The sequence below is a fragment of the Achromobacter sp. 1011811831 genome (genome assembly GCF_059760905.1).
On sequence record NZ_JCBANG010000042.1, the window covers coordinates 1 to 21,764 of the forward strand.

Annotated in this window: 5 protein-coding genes; 4 read left to right on the top strand and 1 reads right to left on the bottom strand. The window is 69.2% G+C overall.

Annotation, left to right across the window (positions count from 1 at the left end):
* The first annotated feature begins 14 nt into the window (after positions 1 to 14).
* The 4 genes from AC6LJ9_RS16855 (at position 15) to AC6LJ9_RS16870 (ending at position 19,627) form a co-directional block, all read left to right on the top strand.
* Positions 15 to 8,411 carry an autotransporter-associated beta strand repeat-containing protein gene (locus tag AC6LJ9_RS16855; protein ID WP_498148445.1) on the top strand — a complete coding sequence of 2,799 codons (8,397 nt, stop codon included), beginning with the start codon at positions 15 to 17 and terminating at the stop codon, positions 8,409 to 8,411.
* Positions 8,412 to 9,055: 644 nt separating this feature from the next.
* The gene (locus AC6LJ9_RS16860; protein ID WP_498148446.1) at positions 9,056 to 17,548 is read left to right on the top strand and encodes an autotransporter-associated beta strand repeat-containing protein; all 8,493 of its coding nucleotides are present in this window, start codon (positions 9,056 to 9,058) and stop codon (positions 17,546 to 17,548) included.
* A 250-nt stretch (positions 17,549 to 17,798) separates the two neighbouring features.
* The gene (locus tag AC6LJ9_RS16865) at positions 17,799 to 19,043 is read left to right on the top strand and encodes a serine hydrolase domain-containing protein (RefSeq protein WP_498148447.1); all 1,245 of its coding nucleotides are present in this window, start codon (positions 17,799 to 17,801) and stop codon (positions 19,041 to 19,043) included.
* A 137-nt stretch (positions 19,044 to 19,180) separates the two neighbouring features.
* Positions 19,181 to 19,627 (top strand): SRPBCC family protein, encoded by a 447-nt coding sequence (locus tag AC6LJ9_RS16870; protein WP_212316177.1) that lies wholly within the window; start codon positions 19,181 to 19,183, stop codon positions 19,625 to 19,627.
* Between the two features lie 81 nt (positions 19,628 to 19,708).
* Here the strand turns inward: AC6LJ9_RS16870 and AC6LJ9_RS16875 are convergent, their stop codons facing one another.
* A complete protein-coding gene (locus tag AC6LJ9_RS16875) occupies positions 19,709 to 21,634 on the bottom strand; it encodes an NAD(P)H dependent flavin oxidoreductase family protein (protein WP_498148448.1) in 1,926 nt (641 codons plus the stop codon).
* Between the last annotated feature and the right edge of the window lie 130 nt (positions 21,635 to 21,764).

Consider the following 21,764-nt stretch of genomic DNA (forward strand, 5'->3'; position numbering starts at 1 on the left):
GCGGCAAGCTGAACGTGGCGCTGTCGCCGGGCGGCACCCTGGATGTTGGCGTCTATCGCGTCATCAACTACGGCGGCGCGCTGTCCAATCCAGCGGCGCTGACGCTGGGCGCGCTGCCGACCGGGGCGGCTCGCGGCGACTACTTCATCCAGACCTCGGTGGACAAGCAGGTCAACCTGATCAACACGCATGGGCTGACGCTGAACCATTGGGACGGTAACGCGGGGCCGAAGAACAACAACCGGGTCAACGGCGGCGCAGGCACCTGGGTGGCGCCGGGCGGCGTGAACGACAACTGGACCGATTCCACCGGCTCGGTCAATGCGGCCTGGGACCAGGACGCGTTCGCGGTCTTCGGCGGCCAGAGCGGTACGGTGCGGGTCGACAGCACCACCAATGGGCAGATCAGCGTGCAGAGCATGCAATTCGTCGTCGACGGCTATGTCTTGCAGGGCAACGCGGCGGGCGACCAGCTGACCTTGAAGGGCCTGGCCACGGGAAGCGGGCCGAACGAGGCGGCGATCCGGGTGGGCGACGGCACGGCGGCTGGCGCGGGTTATACGGCAACGGTTTCCACGGTGCTCGATGGCCTGGCCAAGGTGGTCAAGACCGACCGTGGCACGCTGACGCTGGACGGCGTCAATACCTATGCCGGCGGCACGGCGGTCAACGGCGGCACATTGCAGGTATCGCGGGACGAGAACCTGGGCGCCCTGGCGGGCGCGCTGTCGCTGGATGGCGGCACGCTGGCCACGACGGCAAGCTTCGACACGGCGCGCGCCATCACGCTGGGCGGAGGCGACGGCGGCATCAACGTCGCGGCAAGCGCCAGCCTGGGCGTGACCAGCGCCATCAGCGGCAGCGGCGCGCTGCGCAAGGCGGGCGCGGGCACGCTGGCGCTGCACGCGAACAACAGCTATATCCGAGGCACGACGATCACGGCGGGCCCACTGCAACTGGGCGCGGGCGCGGGCGGATCGGCCACGGGCAGCATCGTGGGCAACGTGGCCAATAACGGCACGCTGGCCTTCAACCGCAGCAATAGCCACACCTTCGGCGGGTTGATCAGCGGTTCAGGCGGTGTTACGCAATTGGGCAACGGCACCACCATCCTGACTGCCGCCAATACCTATACGGGCGGCACGACAATCATGGCGGGTGCGTTGCAACTCGGCGCGGGAGGGGCAATTGGCGGGATTGTCGGCAACGTCGCCAACAACGGCAGCCTGGTTTTCAATCGCAGCAATACCTATGCGCATGGGGGGGGCATCAGCGGTACCGGCTCGGTCACGCAACTGGGCAGCGGCACGACCGTCCTGACCGCCAACAATACCTACACCGGCGGCACCATGATCACGGGTGGCACGTTGCAGTTGGGCGCGGGCGGCGCGACGGGCAGCATCGCGGGCAACGTGAGCAACAATGGCACGCTGGCCTTCAACCGCGGCGACACCTACGCCTACGGCGGGGTCGTCAGCGGCTCCGGCGCCGTTGCGCAGCGGGGCGCGGGCGTCACGGTGTTCAGCGGCAACAACAGCTACACGGGCGCGACCACGGTATCAGCGGGCAGCCTGTATATCGACGGCGACCAGACGGCCGCGACCGGGGCCACCACCGTGACCGACGCCCGGCTGGGCGGCAAGGGCGTGATTGGCGGCGACGTGACGCTGGCGGGCAACAGTACGCTGTCGCCCGGCGCGAACGGCGCGGAGCCTGGCACGCTGACGATCAAGGGCAATCTGACGCTGGGCAGCGGCACCGCGCTGGATTACTCGTTCGGCGAGGTCAACGTGGCGGGCGGCGCGCTGAACGACCTGATCGTGGTGGACGGCGACGTGTCGCTGGGCGGCAAGCTGAACGTGGCGCTGTCGCCGGGCGGCACCCTGGATGTTGGCGTCTATCGCGTCATCAACTACGGCGGCGCGCTGTCCAATCCAGCGGCGCTGACGCTGGGCGCGCTGCCGACCGGGGCCGATCGCGCCGACTACTTCATCCAGACTTCGGTGGACAAGCAGGTCAACCTTACATACAGCAACGGCATGACGCTGAACCATTGGGACGGTAACGCGGGGCCGAAGAACAACAACGCCGTCGAGGGCGGCGCAGGCGTCTGGGTGGCGCCGGGCGGCGTGAACGACAACTGGACCGATTCCACCGGCTCGGTCAATGCGGCCTGGGACCAGAACGCGTTCGCGGTCTTCGGCGGCCAGAGCGGTACGGTGCGGGTCGACAGCACCACCAATGGGCAGATCAACGTGCAGAGCATGCAATTCGTCGTCGACGGCTATGTCTTGCAGGGCAACGCGGCGGGCGACCAGCTGACCTTGAAGGGCCTGGCCACGGGAAGCGGGCCGAACGAGGCGGCGATCCGGGTGGGCGACGGCACGGCGATTGGCGCGGGTTATACGGCAACGGTTTCCACGGTGCTCGATGGCCTGGCCAAGGTGGTCAAGACCGACCGTGGCACGCTGACGCTGGACGGCGTCAATACCTATGCCGGCGGCACGGCGGTCAACGGCGGCACATTGCAAGTATCGCGGGACGAGAACCTGGGCGCCCTGGCGGGCGCGCTGTCGCTGGATGGCGGCACGCTGGCCACGACGGCAAGCTTCGACACGGCGCGCGCCATCACGCTGGGCGGAGGCGACAGCGGCATCAACGTCGCGGCAGGCGCCAGCCTGGGCGTGACCAGCGCCATCAGCGGCAGCGGCGCGCTGAGCAAGGCGGGCGCGGGCACGCTGGCGCTGCACGCGAACAACAGCTATATCCGAGGCACGACGATCACGGCGGGCACACTGCAACTGGGCACGGGCACGGGCACGGGCGCGGGCGGATCGGCCACGGGCAGCATCGTGGGCAACGTGGCCAATAACGGCACGCTGGCCTTCAACCGCAGCAATAGCCACACCTTCGGCGGGTTGATCAGCGGTTCAGGCGGTGTTACGCAACTGGGTAGCGGCACGACCGTCCTGACCGCCAACAATACCTACACCGGCGGCACCACGATCTCGAGGGGCACGTTGCAGTTGGGCGCGGGCGGGACTATCGGCGGCATTGTCGGCAACGTGGTCAACAACGGCAGCCTGATTTTCAATCGCGGCAATGTCCACACGCTCGACGGCGTCATCAGCGGGACGGGCTCGGTCACGCAGCAGGGCGCGGGCACCACGGTGCTCAGCGGCAACAACAGCTACACGGGCGCGACCACCGTCAGCGCCGGCGGCCTGTACGTCAACGGCGACCAGACCGCCGCCACCGACGCCACCACCGTCAACAACGCTACGCTGGGCGGCAAGGGCGTGATTGGCGGCGATGTGACGCTGACGGGCAACAGCACGCTGTCGCCCGGCGACAACGGCCCCGCGCCCGGCACGCTGACGATCAAGGGCAATCTGGCGCTGGGCAGCGGCACCGCGCTGGATTACTCGTTCGGCGAGGTCAACGTGGCGGGCGGCGCGCTGAACGACCTGATCGTGGTGGACGGCGACGTGTCGCTGGGTGGCAAGCTCAACGTGGCGCTGTCGCCGGGCGGGCGCTTCGATGTCGGCATCTACCGCATCATCAACTACGGCGGAACGCTGTCCAACCCCGCGGGCCTGACGCTGGGCACGCTGCCGGCTGGCGCCAACGCCGCCGACTATTTCATCCAGACCTCGGTGGACAAGCAGGTCAACCTGGCCTACACCAATGGCCTGACGCTGAACTATTGGGATGGCGATGCCGGCCCGAAGAACAACAACCAGGTCAACGGCGGCGCGGGCACCTGGGTGGCGCCAGGCGGCGTCAATGACAGCTGGACCGATTCCGCCGGCACGATCAATGCGGCCTGGAGCCAGGGCACCTTCGCGGTTTTCACCGGCCAGGGCGGCACGGTTCTGGTCGATAGCACCACCAATGGGCCGATCTACGCGCAAGCCATGCAGTTCGCCGTCGACGGCTATGTCCTGCAGGGCAACGGGGCTGGAGACAAGCTGACCCTGATGGGCACGCCCTCGGGCGGCGGCGGCCTCGATGATGCCGTCATCCGGGTGGGCGCGGGCTCGGCCGACGGCGCCGGCTATACGGCCGCCATCTCGGCGGTGCTCGACGGCACGGTCAGGCTGGTCAAGACCGACCTGGGCACGCTGGTGCTGTCTGGCGTCAACACCTATACCGGCGGCACGGCCGTCAACGGCGGCACGCTGCAGGTCTCGCGGGACGAGAACCTGGGCCTCGCGGCGGGCGCGCTGTCGCTGGCTGGCGGCACGCTGGCCGCGACCGCCAGCTTCGACACGGCGCGCGCCATCACGCTGGGCACGGGCGGCGGTGGCATCAATGTCGCGGCGGGGGCCAGCCTGGGCGTCACCAGCGTCATCGGCGGCAACGACGCCCTGACCAAGGGAGGCGCAGGCACGCTGACGCTGCATGCGGACAACGGCCATTCCGGCGGCACCACGATTTCGGCGGGCACGTTGCAGCTGGGCACGGGCGGCACGACGGGCAGCATCGCCGGCGATGTGGCCAACAATGGCGTGCTGGCCTTCAATCGCAGCGATGCCTACACCTTCGGCGGCCAGATCAGCGGCAGTGGCGCGGTCACACAGATGGGTAGCGGAACCACGGCGCTGACCGCCGACAACCGCTACACCGGCGTCACCACCATCGCGGCGGGCGCGCTGCAGCTGGGCGCGGGCGGTGCAGCCGGCGGCATCGTCGGAGACGTGGTCAACAACGGTCGCCTGATCATCCATCGCGACAATACCTACGCCCATGCCGGCGCCATCAGCGGCTCGGGCTCGGTCACGCTGCAGGGCGGGGGCACCACGGTGCTGACCGGCGACAGCGACTACACGGGCGGCACGCTCATCTCGGCCAGCACGCTGCAGCTGGGCGCGGGCGGCGCGACCGGCGGCATTGCCGGCGACGTGACCAACAACGGCGCGCTGGTGTTCAACCGTGGCAATGCCTACACCCACGGCGGCGCCATCGACGGCACCGGCAGCGTCACGCAGCGGGGCGGCGGGACGACGGTGCTGACGGCCGACAACCGCTACACCGGCGGCACCATGATCTCGGCGGGCGCGTTGCAGCTGGGCGCGGGCGGGACGACGGGAAGCATCGTCGGCGATGTGAGCAACAACGGCGCCTTGGTCTTCAACCGCAGCGACGCCTACACCTTCGGCGGACTCGTCGACGGCAGCGGCACGCTCACGCAGGCGGGAGCCGGCGTCACGGTGCTGACGGCTGATCACGCCTATACCGGCGGCACCACCATCTCGGCCGGCACGCTGCGGCTGGGCGATGGCGGCGCAAGCGGCTCGGTGCGCGGGAATATCCTCAACAACGCCGCGCTGACAATCGACCGTGGCGACCTGGTGTCGATGACGAACCTGATCTCGGGCTCGGGCCGGTTCACGCTGGCGGGCTCGGGGCAGACGGTGCTGAGCGCCAACAATGCCTACACGGGCATGACCGAGGTGCTCAAGGGATCGCTCCATATCAACGGCGACCAGACCGCCGCCACGGGACAGGCATTCGTGCTGCCGACCGCCACGCTGGGCGGCACCGGCATCATCGGTGGAGACGTGCGCGTGGCCGGCACGCTGTCGCCCGGCGGCGCGACGGGCGCGCCCGGCACGCTGACGATCAACGGCAAGCTGACGCTGGACGATGGGTCCAGGCTGGCCTACAGCCTCGGCCAAGCCGGCGTGGTGGGCGGCCCGCTCAACGACCTGACCATCGTCAAGGGCGACCTGGTCCTGGGCGGCACGCTGGACGTCGTGACGTCGCCCGGCGGCCGCTTCGATCCGGGCGTCTACCGCATCATCAGCTACGGCGGCGCGCTGACCGACAAGAGCCTGGCCATCGGCACGATTCCAGCACCGTCCTTCTCGCTCCAGACGGCCGTGGCCGGGCAGATCAACCTGGTCCACATGGGAGACTTGAGTCTGAACGTCTGGGACGGGTCAGCCACGGCCGACAAAAACAATGGCAGGGTCGACGGCGGCGATGGCCATTGGCAGCACGCCACGGGCAACGACAACTGGACCAACTCGCGGGGCACGCTCAACGCGTCCTATGGCGACGGCTCTTTCGCCATTTTCATGGCGGCGGCCGGCAAGGTCACGGTGGACAACAGCCTGGGCCAGGTGCGCAGCGGCGGCATGCAGTTCGCCAGCGACGGCTATCGCCTGCTGGGCGACGCCATCGAGCTGGCGCCGGACGCCGGCGGAGGCGCGATGATACGCGTGGGCGACGGCGCCGGCCCGGGCGCCGGCTACACCGCCACCGTGGACGCCGCACTGACGGGCGGCGCGCGGCTGGTCAAGACCGACCTGGGCACGCTCGCCCTGAATGGCGTCAACACCTACACGGGCGGCACGGAGATCAACGGCGGCGCGCTGCAGATCGCCGATGACGCGGCGCTGGGCGCGGCCGGCACCGCCATCCGCCTGGATGACGGCACACTGCGCACCACGCGGAGCTTCACGCAATCGCGCGCCATCACACTTGGCGCGCGAGGGGGCAGCGTCGAGCCGCAGGCCGGCACCACGCTGACGCTGGCCAGCAGTATTGGCGGCGCCGGCTCGCTGACCAAGCTGGGCGTCGGCACCGCGATCCTGACTGGCAACAACAGCTATGGCGACGGCGTTTTGGCCACGGACGGCGTCACCCTCATCAAATCTGGCACGCTGCAGGTTGGCGATGGCGGGACCAGCGGCAATATCCTGGGAACGGTCAGCAACGACGGGACTCTGGCGTTCAACCGCGCGGACCGCTATGTCCAGGCAGACGTGATCAACGGCAGCGGGCAGGTGATCCAGCAGGGCGGGGGCACGACCGTGTTCAACGCCGTCAACGGCTACACCGGCGGCACCACGGTGGCGGCTGGCGCGCTGGCCGTGGGCGATGCCTCGCATGCCGGCGCGGCGATCAACGGTGGCGCGGTGACGGTCCAGGGCGGCGCCACCTTCGGCGGCTATGGCAGCGTCAAGGGCAACGTCGGCAACGCCGGCACGCTGGCGGTGGCTGATGCCTTGCCCGGACTGGGCGGCGGCGCGGGCGCCTTCGCCATCGTGGGCAATCTGAGCAACAGCGGCACGGTGAACCTGGCGGGCGCCAGGCCCGGCAACCGACTGACGATCACCGGCAACTACGTGGGCCAGTCCGGCGCGCTGTCGCTGAACACCTACCTGGGCGCCGACGCCTCGCCGTCCGACAAGCTGGTGGTGGACGGCGGTTCGGCGTCGGGCGCGACGGCGCTGCGCATCGCCAACAAGGCGGGACCCGGCGCCAAGACCACAGGCGACGGCATCCAGGTGGTGCAGGTCATCAACGGCGGCACCACCGCGTCCGACGCCTTCACCAGCGCAGGGGTCTACGCGGGCGCTTATGCCTACAGGCTGTTCCGTGGCGGCGTCACCGCAGGCAGCGAGCAGAACTGGTATCTGCGCTCGGAGCTCAAGTCCGATGCCGCATCCAGGCCGATATACCGGCCGGGCGTATCGATCTATGGCGTGGCGCCGTCGCTGGCGCGTGAGTTGGCGGTACAGCAGATCGGCACTTTCCACGACCGCCGAGGCAACGAGGAACGGTTCGGCGATCGCCGCGCGGGCTGGGCGCGCACCTGGGGCGATCATCTCTCGGACCGCCGCGACGGCACGGTGGGAGCATCGTTCAGCGGCAATACATACGGCATGCAGGTTGGCCAGGACCTGCTCGCGCGCACGAGCGATAGTGGCCACCAGGATCGCTACGGCGTGTTCCTGGGCTATGCGAGCGCCAATGGCGACGTGAAGGGGGACGCCATGGGGCAACGCGGCTACCGCGCCGGCAAGCTCGGCATCCAGTCCCGCAGCGCGGGCGCCTACTGGACTCACGTCGGACCCGGCGGCTGGTACACCGACACCGTCATCCTGGGCAGTCGCCTGAAGTTGAATCCCACCTCCAGCGCCGGTGATACCCGGGCCACCCGGGGCCGCGCCTTCACCGCGTCGGTCGAAGCGGGATTGCCGATCGCGCTCAAGCCCAACCTTAGCCTGGAGCCGCAGGCGCAGATCATCTACCAGAACACTCGCATCGATTCGGTCAGGGATTCCGCGTCCGACGTGTCCTTCGCGCCGAAGGACGCGCTCATCGGCCGCGTCGGCGCGCGGCTGCAGGGCGAGTACCAGGCCAAGGGCGCGACCTGGAAGCCCTATGTGCGGGCCGACTTGGAGCACACGCTGGGCGGACGCGACAAGGTCAGCTTCAGCGGCGGCGCGACCACCGCGTCGGGCATGGGCGGCACCCAGGCCAGGCTGGGCCTGGGCGTTGCCGTGGACGCCAGCGACCGCGTCAGCGTCTCCGCGTCCGCCAGCTACGGCTTCAACCTGGGCGGCGAGCGGCGCGAGACGGTGCAGGGCAATCTGGGCGTGCGGATCCGCTGGTGAACGGCGGATCGCCGGGCTCGGCGCCTGAGGAGGCGACGAGTCCGGTCGCCACGGGTATTCGATATATATGCGGAAAATAATGAACATCACATTTTTGTGATTATTTTTGGCGTTTCAGTTTTTCCATGAAAAGGGGATATTTCCAGGAAATATCGATTGCATTAAATACGCCTGCCCCTGGACGGTTGGCTGGGAATTATTCAAGGGTTGGAGTCTTGATGAATGATTTACCCCGATCAGGAAGGGCGTGGAATTTCATCGCGCCAATCCAGGAGCGTGTATCTCGGGAGGCACCATGCCGTCCTTGCCCGAGTAAGGAAAAAAGGCGTGTCGTGGGCTGAAAAAATACACGGATACAGCCCTGCATCGGAACTTTTGTGGATATTGGTCGAATATCTTCGAATATGTATTCACTAATTTACATGGATATGGATTTTTTTGTTTTTGTGCTTGATTGGTATTAATGATTCGTGTCAAAGTAAATCAAAGGCCGCCTTTCTTGCTGCGTTAATTATCAGATTTTCCCCCTGAGTCGTGCCGCGGAAATTATTCGCAAATCCGGCAGCGTAAACCGCCACCGGGTGGGCTGCCGCATTGGCGAGCCGCGATGCGTGCCCCGCGGTCTATCCTGGCTGGAGGATGGCATGCGAGAACGGAAGCAGTCCCTTGTCCTGGTGCCGCGGCGCCTGAGCCTGCTGATTGGCGCGGCCCTGTTCGGCGGCTGGCCCGGTCCGGCCGCCTACGCGGCCTGCGTCACCTCCGGGACCAGCACCACCTGCAACACCAGCGCGCCGAATCCCGCGACCGCGCCGATCGGCCAGGGGCCTGCCACCGCGTCCGGCGCGTCCGTCACCCTGCAGCCCAACGCCCAGCTCGCGGTGGGCAACGCCAACGCCATCAGCCTGGGCGACAACGCCACCATTTTTCTAGGCGCCGGCGCTGTAGTCAGCAATACGGCCACCTCCGGCGCGGGCTTATGGACGGCCGGCAACAACACCGTCGAGTTCGGTTCCAGCGGCACGCTCACGGTGTCGGCGGGCGCCAAGATCCAGGCGCTGGGCACGCAGGCCAATGGCGAGGCCGTCAACGTCATGGGCGCGGGCAACACCATCCTCAACTATGGGCTGATCTCGGGGGGTAACGCCGCCGCGATCTGGTTCGAGGACCGCAGCAAGGGCGCGGCCAACACGGTCGACAACTACGGCATCATCCAGGCGGGCAACGGCACCAGCAGCAACGTCATCGGCAACAGCGGCAGCGGCGACGTCAGCTTCATCAACCGCAGCGGCGCCACCGTGCGCGGCAGCCTGACCTTCGCCAGCGGCAACGACTCGCTCACGCTGTATCCGGGCTCGGTCATCACCGGCGGTTTCAACGGCGGCGGCGGCACCAACAGCCTGTCGCTGGCGGGCGAGCAAGGGTCCAGCGATACCTTGCCCGGCACCATCAGCAATTTCCAATCGCTGATCAAGACCGGCGACGGCAAGTGGACCTTGTCCGGCTCGGTCGGCAGCAATGGCGGCGGCACGCCGCTGGCGGTGCAGGTGCAGGACGGCACGCTGGCCCTGACGGGCAACAATGCCGGTTTCAACGGCTCGGTCAGGGTCGATCCGGCCGGCACGCTGGAAGCCCGCGCGCAAAGCCTGCCGCCCAGCGTGACCAACAACGGGCTGGTGTTGTTCAACCAGCCGGACAACGGCACTTATGCCGGCACGATCAGCGGCACCGGCTCGGTCAGCAAGATCGCGGCCGGCATCCTGACGCTGAGCGGGGCCAATACCTACCAGGGCGGCACGCGCATCCAGGGCGGCACCGTCGTGGTCGGCGCCGACAACGCGCTGGGCGCCGGCAGCGGCGGCGTGACGCTGGACGGCGGCGCGCTGGCGTTCAACAGCAGCTTCACACTGGGTTCCGGCCGAGCCGTCAGCGTGACCGCCAACAACGGCACACTCAGCGCCAATGCCGGCGTGACCGGCACGCTGACCCAGGCGATCACCGGCGCCGGCGCGCTGACCAAGGACGGCGCCGGCACCATCGTGCTGACCAGCAACGCCAATAGCTGGGCCGGCGGCGTCACCATCGCCGCCGGCACGCTGCAATTGGGCAATGGCGGGGCCTCGGGCAGTCTGCCGGGCGCGTCCGCCGTCGCCAACAATGGCATGCTGGCCTTCAACCGCAGCGATCAGTTCACCTTCGGCAACCTCGTCACCGGCACCGGCGGCCTTAGCCAGATCGGCGCCGGCACGACCATCCTGACCGCCAACAACAGCTACGCCGGCCCGACCTCGGTGACGGGCGGCGCGCTGTATGTGAACGGCGCGCAGACCGGCACGGGTCCGGCCACGGTCGGCAACGGCGCCACGCTGGGCGGCACGGGCCGGCTGGGCGGCAATGTCACGGTCCAGTCCGGCGGCACGCTGGCGCCCGGCGGCGTCGGCGCGGTGCCGGGCACGCTGACGGTCGGCGGCGACCTGACCTTGCAGGGCGGGTCCACGCTGGCGTATTCGTTCGGCCAGGCCGGCGTGGTGGGCGGCCCGTTCAATGACCTGACCAACGTGGGCGGCAATCTGGCGCTGGGCGGCACGCTCAATGTGCAGACCTCGGCCGGCGGCTCGTTCGACCCGGGCGTCTACCGGGTGATCAACTACGCCGGCACGCGCAGCGGCACGCTGGCGCTGGGCACGGTGCCCTCGCCGGGCAACTATTTCATCCAGACCTCGGTGGACAAGCAGGTCAACCTGGTCAACACCAATGGCCTGACGCTGAACTACTGGGACGGCGCCATCGGCCCCAAGAACGACGGCCAGGTCAATGGCGGGTCGGGTGTCTGGACAGCCAACGGCGCGCTGACCAATGACAACTGGACCGGCATGGACGGCGCGCTGAACGCGCCGTGGACCCAGAGCGCCTTCGCCGTGTTCATGGGGCAGAGCGGCATCGTCAGCGTGGACAGCATCATCAACGGTCCGCTGCTGACGCAGGGCATGCAGTTCGCCGCCAACGGCTACACGCTGGTGAACAACACCGCGCTGGATGCGCTGACGCTGGTCGGCGTGCCCGTGAGCGGTGGGCCGAACGAGGCCGTGATCCGCGTGGGCGACGGCACGGCGGGCGGCGCCGGCTATACCGCCGCCATCGCCGCTACGCTGGCCGGCGCGGCCAAGCTGGTCAAGACCGACCTGGGCACGCTGGTGCTGTCTGGCGTCAATACCTACACCGGCGGCACGGCCATCAACAGCGGCACGCTGCAGGTCTCGCAGGACAGCAACATGGGCGACCTGGCGGGCGCACTGTCGCTCAATGGCGGCACGCTGGCCACGACCGCGACATTCGACACGGCGCGCGCCACCACGCTGGGCGCGAGCGGCGGCAGCATCAATGTCGCGGCGGGCACCAACTTCGGCATCACCAGCGCCGTTGGCGGCAGCGGCGCGCTGAGCAAGCTGGGCAGCGGCACGCTGGTCCTGCACGCCGACGCCGGCTATGCCGGCGGCACGACGATTTCCGCCGGGACGCTGCAGCTGGGTTCCGGGGCGGGGGGCTCGGCCACGGGCGGCATCCTGGGCAACGTGGCCAACAACGGCACGCTGGCCTTCAACCGCAGCAACAGCTACACCTTTGGCGGGCTCGTCAGCGGCACGGGCAGCGTCACGCAGCTGGGCGGCGGCACGACCATCCTGACCGCCGACAACACCTACACGGGCGGCACCACGATTTCGGCGGGCACGCTGCAACTGGGCGCGGGCGGCGCCACGGGCGGCATCGTCGGCAATGTCGTGAACAACGGCGGCCTGGTCTTCAATCGCGGCAACGGCTACGCCTTTGGCGGCGTCATCAGCGGGACGGGCTCGGTCACGCAGCAGGGCGCGGGCACCACGGTGCTCAGCGGCAACAACAGCTACACGGGCGCGACCACCGTGAGCGCCGGCGGCCTGTACGTCAACGGCGACCAGACCGCCGCCACCGGCGCCACCACCGTCAACAACGCTACGCTGGGCGGCAAGGGCGTGATTGGCGGCGACGTGACGCTGACGGGCAACAGCACGCTGTCGCCCGGCGACAACGGCCCCGCGCCCGGCACGCTGACGATCAAGGGCAATCTGGCGCTGGGCAGCGGCACGGCGCTGAATTACTCGTTCGGCCAGGCCAATGTGGCCGGCGGCCCCCTCAACGACCTGACCAATGTGGGCGGCAACGTTGCCCTGGGCGGCAAGCTCAACGTGGCGCTGTCGCCGGGCGGGCGCTTCGATGTCGGCATCTACCGCATCATCAACTACGGCGGTACGCTGTCCAACCCCGCGGGCCTGACGCTGGGCACGCTGCCGGCCGGCGCCAACGCCGCCGACTATTTCATCCAGACCTCGGTGGACAAGCAGGTCAACCTGGCCTACACCAATGGCCTGACGCTGAACTATTGGGATGGCGATGCCGGCCCGAAGAACAACAACCAGGTCAACGGCGGCGCGGGCACCTGGGTGGCGCCGGGTGGCGTCAACGACAACTGGACCGATGCCGCCGGCTCGGTCAATGCGCCCTGGAGCCAGGGCGCCTTCGCCGTCTTCACCGGCCAGAGCGGCACGGTGCTGGTCGACAGCACGAGCAACGGACCGATCAACGTGCAGGGCATGCAGTTCGCCACCGATGGCTATGTGCTGCAAGGCAATGCCGCCGGCGACAAGCTGACCCTGACGGGCACGCCCACGGGCGGCGGCGGTCCCAACGAGGCCGTCATCCGGGTGGGCGCGGGCTCGGCCGACGGCGCCGGCTATACGGCGACCATCTCGGCCGTGCTCGACGGCGCGGCCCGGCTGGTCAAGACCGACCTGGGCACGCTGGTGCTGTCTGGCGTCAACACCTATACCGGCGGCACGGCCGTCAACGGCGGCACGCTGCAGGTCTCGCAGGACAGCAACATGGGCGATCTGGCGGGCGCGCTGTCGCTCAATGGCGGCACGCTGGCCACGACCGCGACGTTCGACACGGCGCGCGCCACCACGCTGGGCGCGAGCGGCGGCAGCATCAATGTCGCGGCGGGCACCAACTTCGGCATCACCAGCGCCGTCGGCGGCAGCGGCGCGCTGAGCAAGCTGGGCACCGGCACGCTGACCCTGGGCGCGGACAACGGCTATACGGGCGGCACCACGATCGCCGCCGGCACGCTGCAGCTGGGCTCGGGTGCGGGCGGCTCGACGGCGGGCAGCATCCTCGGCAACGTCAGCAACAGCGGCACGCTGGCCTTCAACCGCAGCAACACGTATACCTACGGCGGCATCATCAGCGGCGCGGGCAACGTCGAACAGATGGGCTCTGGCACCACCGTGCTGACCGGCAACAGCAACTACACCGGCGGCACGCTGATTTCCGCCGGCGCCTTGCAGCTAGGGGCTGGCGGGGCGACGGGTAGCATCGGCGGCAACGTCACCAACAATGGTTCGCTGGTGTTCAACCGCGGCGACACCTACACCTTCGGCGGCTTCATCAGCGGCACCGGCAGCGTCACGCAGCAGGGCAGCGGCACGACGGTGCTGACGGGCAACAGCAACTACACCGGCGGCACCACGATCTCGGCGGGCAGGTTGCAGCTGGGCGCGGGCGGCACGACGGGCAGCATCGTCGGCGACGTTGCCAACAACGGCGCGCTGGTGTTCAACCGCAGCGACGCGTATACCTTCGGCGGCCTGATCAGCGGCGGCGGCACGGTCACGCAGGCCGGCGCCGGCACCACGGTGCTGACCGCCGACAACACCTACGCCGGCGGCACCACGATCTCGGCCGGCACGCTGCAACTGGGCAATGGCGGCGGGACGGGCAGCGTGGCCGGCCCGATCTCGAACGCCGGCACGCTGGTCGTGGACCGCAACAACAACGTCGTGCTCGCCGGCCCCATACGCGGCAGCGGCAAGCTGGTGCAGCAGGGCGTGGGCGACACCTTCCTGACCGGCGACAACACCTATAGCGGCGGCACCGTCATTTCCGCCGGCACCCTGCGGCTGGGCGCCGGCGGCACCACCGGATCGGTGACCGGCGACATCCTCAACAACTCGAAACTGGTGATCGAGCGCAGCAACGACGTGCTGATGACCGGCCTGATCTCGGGCACTGGCCAGTTGGTGCAAGAAGGCGCCGGCCAGACGGTGCTCAGCGGCAACAACTCCTATGCGGGCTCGACGCTGGTGAATTTCGGATCCCTCTATATCAACGGCGACCAGACCGCCGCCACGGGACAGACATTCGTGCTGCCGACCGCCACGCTGGGCGGCACCGGCATCATCGGCGGAGACGCGCTCGTGGCTGGCACCCTGGCGCCCGGCGACACCACCGGCGCGCCCGGCACGCTGACCATCAACGGCAACCTGACGCTCGGCAACGCGGCCAAGCTGGCCTATAACTTCGGCCAGGCCGGCGTGGTGGGCGGCCCGCTCAACGACCTGACCATCGTCAAGGGCGACCTGGTGCTGGACGGCACGCTGAACGTGGCCACGCCGCCCGGCGGCAGCTTCGATCCGGGCGTCTACCGCGTCATCAGCTACGACGGCGCGCTGACCAATAACGGCCTGGCCATCGGCACGATTCCGTCGCCGTCGTTTTCGGTCCAGACGGCCGTCGCCAAGCAGGTCAACCTGGTCAACACCGCCGGCCTGAACCTGAACTTCTGGGACGGCGCGGCCGTGGCGGGCAAGAACAACGGCACGGTCGACGGTGGCGACGGCCTGTGGCAGAACCCGGCGGGCAACGACAACTGGACCAATTCGCTGGGCGTGCCCAACGCGCCGTATGCCGACGCCACATTCGCCATCTTCATGGCCGCGCCCGGCAACGTTACCGTGGACAACAGCCTGGGCCAGGTGCGCAGCGGCGGCATGCAATTCGCCAGCAACGGCTATCGCCTGCTGGGCGGCGCCATCGAGCTGGTGCCGGACGCCGGCGGCGGCACGACCCTCCGCGTCGGCGACGGCAGCAGCCTGGGCGCGGGCTACGTCACTACCGTGGATAGCGTGTTGACCGGCGCATCGCGGCTGGTCAAGACCGACCTGGGCACGCTGGTGCTGAACGCCGCCAATACCTACACGGGCGGCACCGACATCAACGGCGGCACCGTGCAGATCGCCAGCGATACCGCGCTGGGCGCGGCGGGCACGGCCATCGGCATGAACGCCGGCACCTTGCGCACCACGCAAAGTCTCGCGCAATCACGCGCCATCATGCTGGGCGCGCAAGGGGGCGGCGTGGAACCGCTGGCCGGCACCACGCTGACGCTGGCCGGCAACATCGGCGGCGCCGGCTCGCTGACCAAGCTGGGCGCCGGCACCGCGATCCTGACGGGCAGCAACAGCTATGGCAGCGGCACCGTCGTCAAGGATGGCGTCACCATCATCAAGGCGGGCACGCTGCAGGTGGGCAACGGTGGCACCAGCGGCAACATCATGGGCACGGTCAGCAATGACGGGGTGCTGGCGTTCAACCGCGCGGACCGCTATGTCCAGGCCGACGTGATCAACGGCAGCGGGCAGGTGATCCAGCAGGGCGGGGGCACGACCGTGTTCAACGCCATCAACGGCTACACCGGCGGCACCACGGTGACGGCTGGCGCGCTGGCCGTGGGCGATGCTTCGCATGCCGGCGCGGCGATCAACGGTGGCGCGGTGACGGTGCAGGGCGGCGCCACCTTCGGCGGCTATGGCAGCGTCAAGGGCAACGTCAGCAACGCCGGCACGCTGGCGGTGGCCGATGCCTTGCCCGGCCTGGGCGGCGGCGCGGGCGCCTTCGCCATCACCGGCAACCTGGTCAACAGCGGCACGGTCAACCTGGCCGGGGCCAATCCGGGCAACCGGCTGACCATCACCGGCAATTACGTGGGCCAGTCCGGTGTACTGTCGCTGAATACCTACCTGGGCGCGGACGCCTCGCCGTCGGACAAGCTGGTGGTGGACGGCGGCGCGGCAACGGGCGCGACGGCGCTGCGCATCACGAACCAGGCCGGGCCGGGCGCCAAGACCACCGGCGACGGCATCCAGGTGGTGCAGGCCATCAACGGCGGCACCACCGCGCCCGGCGCCTTCACCAGCGGCGGGATCTACGCGGGTGCCTATTCGTACATGCTGTTCCGAGGCGGCGTGACGCCCGGCACGGAGCAGAACTGGTACCTGCGCTCGGAGCTGACGCCCGTCGTCGATCCCAAGCCGATCTACCGGCCCGGTGTGTCGATCTATACCGAAGTGCCGTCGCTGGCGCGCGAACTGGCGGTGCAGCAGATCGGCACCTTCCACGACCGCCAGGGCAACCAGGATCTGCTGACCGGCGCCGGCCGCCTGCCGGCGGGCTGGGCGCGCACCTGGGGCGATCATTTCTCGGAGCGCCGCGACGGTACGGTGGGCCAGTCGTTCAGCGGCAACGTGTTCGGCATGCAGGCAGGCCAGGATCTGTACGCGCGCGTTGGCGACAGCGGCCACCAGGACCGCTACGGCGTGTTCCTGGGCTACGCGCGCGCCGACGGCGACGTGCGCGGCGACGCGATGGGGCAACGCGGCTACCGCGCCGGCAAGCTCGCCATCGATTCCTACAGCCTGGGCGGCTACTGGACCCATATCGGCCCCGGCGGCTGGTACACCGACACCGTCATCATGGGCAGCCACCTGAAGGTCAATCCCAAGTCCACGGCGGGGGATACCTCGTCCACCAAGGGCCGCGCCTTCACCGCGTCGGTCGAAACGGGATTGCCGATCGCGCTCAAGCCCAACCTGAGCCTGGAGCCGCAGGCGCAGATCATCTACCAGAACACCCGCATCGATTCGGTCAGGGATTCCGCGTCGGACGTGTCCTTCGCGCCGAAGAACGCGCTCATCGGCCGCGTTGGCGCGCGGCTGCAGGGCGAGTACCAGGCCAAGGGCGCCACCTGGAAGCCCTATGTGCGGGCGGACCTGGAGCACACGCTGGGCGGACGCGACAAGGTCGACTTCAGCGGCGACACCACCAGCACGTCGGCCATGGGCGGCACCCAGGCGCGCCTGGGGCTGGGCGTCTCGGTCAAGGCCAGCGAGCGGGTCAGCGTCTACGCGTCGGCGGGATATGGCTTCAACCTGGGCGGCGAGCGGCGCGAAACGGTGCAGGGCAACCTGGGAGTGCGGATCAACTGGTGAGCGCCGCGCCGACGACGGTTTCAGCGGTCATGAAAATACCCCCACGCCGCGCGCACTGCGCGCGCTTGCTGCCCCCCGAGGGGGGCGCTTTTCATCTTGGGGCGGCCCGGCAATGAAAAATACCCCCCACGCCGCGCGCACTACGTGCGCTTGCTGCCCCCCCGAGGGGGGCGCTTTTCATCTTGGGGCGGCCCGGCAATGAAAAAAGCCCGACAATGGCGCTCGTCATCCTCCACCCAGGACAGCGGATATGAGCGGGAACGCAGGGCAGGGCAATACGGACGGCGGGGCGGCGTCGGGTTCGCCATGGCGCCGGATCGAGGCCGGCGTGGCCGCGCTGGTCCTGGTTCTGGCCCTGGCCGGGTGCGGCGGCGCGGGGCCGCGCGGCGGTACGCCCGCCACCGTCCAGCCACCGCCCGTGTGCCAGGCGGACGCGGCGCCGCCGTTCCAGCCGGAAACCTTGCCTGGCCGCGCCAGCCTGCAAGGCGCGCTGGCCCCGGCCTTGTCCGGCCGGCTGCAAGGCGCGTTCGACCTGGCCGTCTCGCGCTTGCCGGCCTCCTCGATGAGCGCGGCCGTGGCCTTGCCCGGACAAGGCAGCTGGAGCGCGGCGCAAGGCTCTGCCGAGCCTCTGTATGCCTGGGCCAGCGCCGGCAAGCAGGCCATCGCCGCCGTGGTCCTGCAACTGGCCGACGAAGGCAGGCTGAGCCTGTCGGATACGCTTGCACAGCGGTTGCCCGACGCGGCGAAGCTGCCCAATGCCGAGCGCATCACCATCGCGCAACTGCTGGCCCACACCAGCGGCCTGTACAGCGCCAATGAGGCGCGGGCGGCCCAGGGCAAGCGCGGCCCCTACACGCAGCAGGAGGAGCTGGACATCCTGGCGCGCCATGGCGCGCTGTTCCCACCCGGCGCCTGCTGGCGCTACTCGAACTCCGGCTATCGGCTGCTGGGCGCGATAGTCGCCCGCGTCACGGGCCGGCCCTGGCAGGACGAAATCCAGGCGCGCGTGATCGACCGGCTGGGCCTGCGGCACATGCGCGTGGTGACGGACGCCACGTCCCTGGTCGGCGTGGCGCCACCGTCGACGGCGGACGGCAGCCCGGCGCTGGACCTGGCCGAGCCCGGCGCGGCCGGCGCGCTGCTCGCGTCCGCCGCCGACATGGTCCGTTTCGAGCAGGCGTTGCTGGATGGCGAGCTGTTGAGCCCCGCCAGCCTGCAAGCGATGCTGGGCGAGACGCACCGGGGCTTCCAGCCCGGGATGTACTATGGTCTGGGCACGATGGTCTATGACATCCCCGACCGTGGCGGCCGCTTGCGCTGGCTTGGGCACAGCGGCGGCGGGCCGGGCATCAGCGCCGTCGTGGCCTATGACATCGACCGCCGCGCTTTCGTGGCGGCGGTCGTCAACGGAGGCGGGGACGCGCACGCGGTGGCCAATCTGCTGTTGCGCGCGTTGGATGCGCGCCAGTCGCAGGGCCGGGGCCTCGCGCCCTGACGTCCTTGCCGTGGCGGGGGCAGCGATCGTGCCGCCGGCTTGGAAGGCCTAGGGTTTATCCCAGGTGCGGGTCTGTCGATTTCCCCGACTCCCAGTCGTCGTGCCAGTACGACCCACTCTTTGCGAAGGAGCTTTCCATGGCTACCGGAACCGTCACCCTGCACCGTGTCCTGCGCGCGCCCGCCGAGCGCGTCTACAACGCCTTCCTGGACCGCGACGCGGTTGCGCGATGGCTGCCGCCCTATGGCTATCTATGCCAGGTGCATGAACTGGACGCCAAGGTCGGCGGCAAGCACCGCATGACCTTCCGCAATTTCGGGACGGGGCATGGCCATTCCTTTGGCGGCACCTATCTGGAACTGGTGCCGAACCAGGTCATCCGCTACTCCGATCAGTTCGACGACGCCAGCATGGCCGGCCAGATGCAGACCCGCGTCACGCTGCGCGAGGTGTCCTGCGGCACCGAGATCAGCGTCGTGCAGGAAGGCATTCCCGAGATGATCCCGACGGAGATGTGCTACCTGGGCTGGCAGGAATCGCTGGAGCAGTTGAAGCGGCTGGTCGAGCCGCAACTGCCGGATTGAAGCGCGACGATCTGCCGGAAGCGCAGCGGCCTGGCTGAAGCCTGGGCGTAACGGTCCGGTTGAAGGTCGGCGCGCGTCGCTTCAGGCCTCGCGCAACAGCACGTCTTCATAGAAGGCGCCGACCGGCAGCGCCAGGTCGCGCACCTGGATCTCCAGCACCCAGATGCCGTCGGCGGGCGCGAAGTCGGCGTGCGCCAGCTTGTGCTTGCCGTACAGCGCGTGCGGGAAATCCGAGACGCGGTGGCCGGGGATCTCGCGCACCAGCGCGCAGCCGTATTCGCGGGCATAGGCGTCGGCGCGGTCGTACAGCGCCTCGCCGGTCGCGCCGGCCAGCCAGTCGAGCCGGGCGCGGCGAAAGACCTCGCGCGCGGCGCGGGCGCAGCGCGCGCCGGCATCGTCGCGGCCGGTGACGAAGGTGTCGCCGTAATCACCTTCGTAGCCGTCCCAGACTGGACCGATGTCGACCACGAAGGTGTCGTCATCCCGCAGCACGCGCTGGAAATCCGTCGGCTGCACCGCCGGCGACTGGGTGTCGGCGCCGAAGCGAACATAAGTCGGATGCCAGTTGTGCGAGGCGCCCATGCCGCGCAGATGGGCGTCGGCGGCATTGACGGCGTCGCGCGTCGTCATGCCGGGGCGGATCAGCGCGGCGATGTCGCGCACGGCGTCCAGGGAGCGCTGGCGCGCGTCCAGGATGCCCGCCATCGTGAAGCGCTGGCCGACGCGTTCCCAGGCATGTTCGTGGCGCGGCGGCGCATCGACGGCGGCGCCGGCGGCCGAGGGCAGGAAGGCTTCCGACAGGAAGCGCGCGCGCGGCAGGCCCGCCTCGACGAGCCGGGCGCGGGCCTCGCGCACCATCGCGGGATTGCCGCAGGCGTAGACCACGCTGCGGGTCCAGTCGTGGCCGGCGGCCAGCGCCAGGTCCTGGACGCGGGGTGGCGCGGACGCGCTGGATCGCGTCCGTGCGCCGCCGCCGTCCAGCTCGACGGCGTGTTCCCGCGTCGTGTCCGACAGCGCGGCATGCCAGCGCAGGCCCGCATGCTTGCCCTGCAGCGCATTCAGCAGCGGCGCGGCGTAGCAGTCGTCCGGCGTCCGGCCGCCCCAGTACAGGGTCACCGATGCCATGCGCCGGTCGTGCAGCGCGGCCATCAGGATGGGGAACACGCCCGCGAAACCCGTGCCGGTGGCCAGCAATACCAGATGGTCCGGACCGTCTTGTGAACCACTCGATGAGCCTTTCGGCAAACTGCCCGGCGCACCGTGGCGCCAGCCATCCCCGGGCCAGACGCAGGCGCCCAGCGGGCCTTCCAAGGTCAGCGCATCGCCCGGCGCCAGGCGCGGCAGGATGCCGTCGGTGAAGACGCCGCCGGGCATGCGGCGGATGTGGAACTCCAGCCGGACCGGCCCGGACGCATCGCGCTCGGCGACGTGCGACGCGGAGTCGCCCGACATCGTGGCGCTCGAAGCAGCGGGGCTCGCAGTTGTGGCGACCGAAGCTGTAGCGACCGAAGCAAGGGAGTCCGGCGTAGCGGCGACCGGTACGTTGGCGATGGAGAAGTTGCGCCGGCTGCCGTCTTCCAGCAGCAGCTGCACATGCTGTCCCGGCAGCCAGGCGTAGGGCCGCGCGTCCTCCAGTTCGACGACGAGCTGCGTCACGTCCGGCGCCAGCGGCAGGCGCGACACCACGCGCGCGCGGCGCGGCTCGGGCGGCCGGGCCGGCGCCTGCCAGTGCGGAAAGGCCAGGCGCAGGTCGCTGACCGCGCGGCACTGGCACATCAGCAGCTCGTCGTCGGCGGTGACATAGGAACGTTCGTTGGCCGGTGCGATGCGTTCGTAGCGGCCTTCCAGGACCGTGGCGCGGCACGAGCCGCACTCGCCGCGCTGACAGGAGAAGGGCACCTGCGCGCCCTGGGCCAGCGCCGCGTCCAGGATGGAGGCGCTGCCGTCCGAGGAGAAGGCGCCGGTATCGACGGTAATGGTGTGGCAGGGGGCGGACAGCGGGTTCATCGCGGATTCCAGGAGGTTTGCCCCGATGGGGCCATGCGGGCAATTTATCGATAGAATGGCTTTTCAAATAGAGCCATTTTCATCAATCTGAGCAAGCCACTTTTCCGACCGGATCCTGGCCGGATCCGGG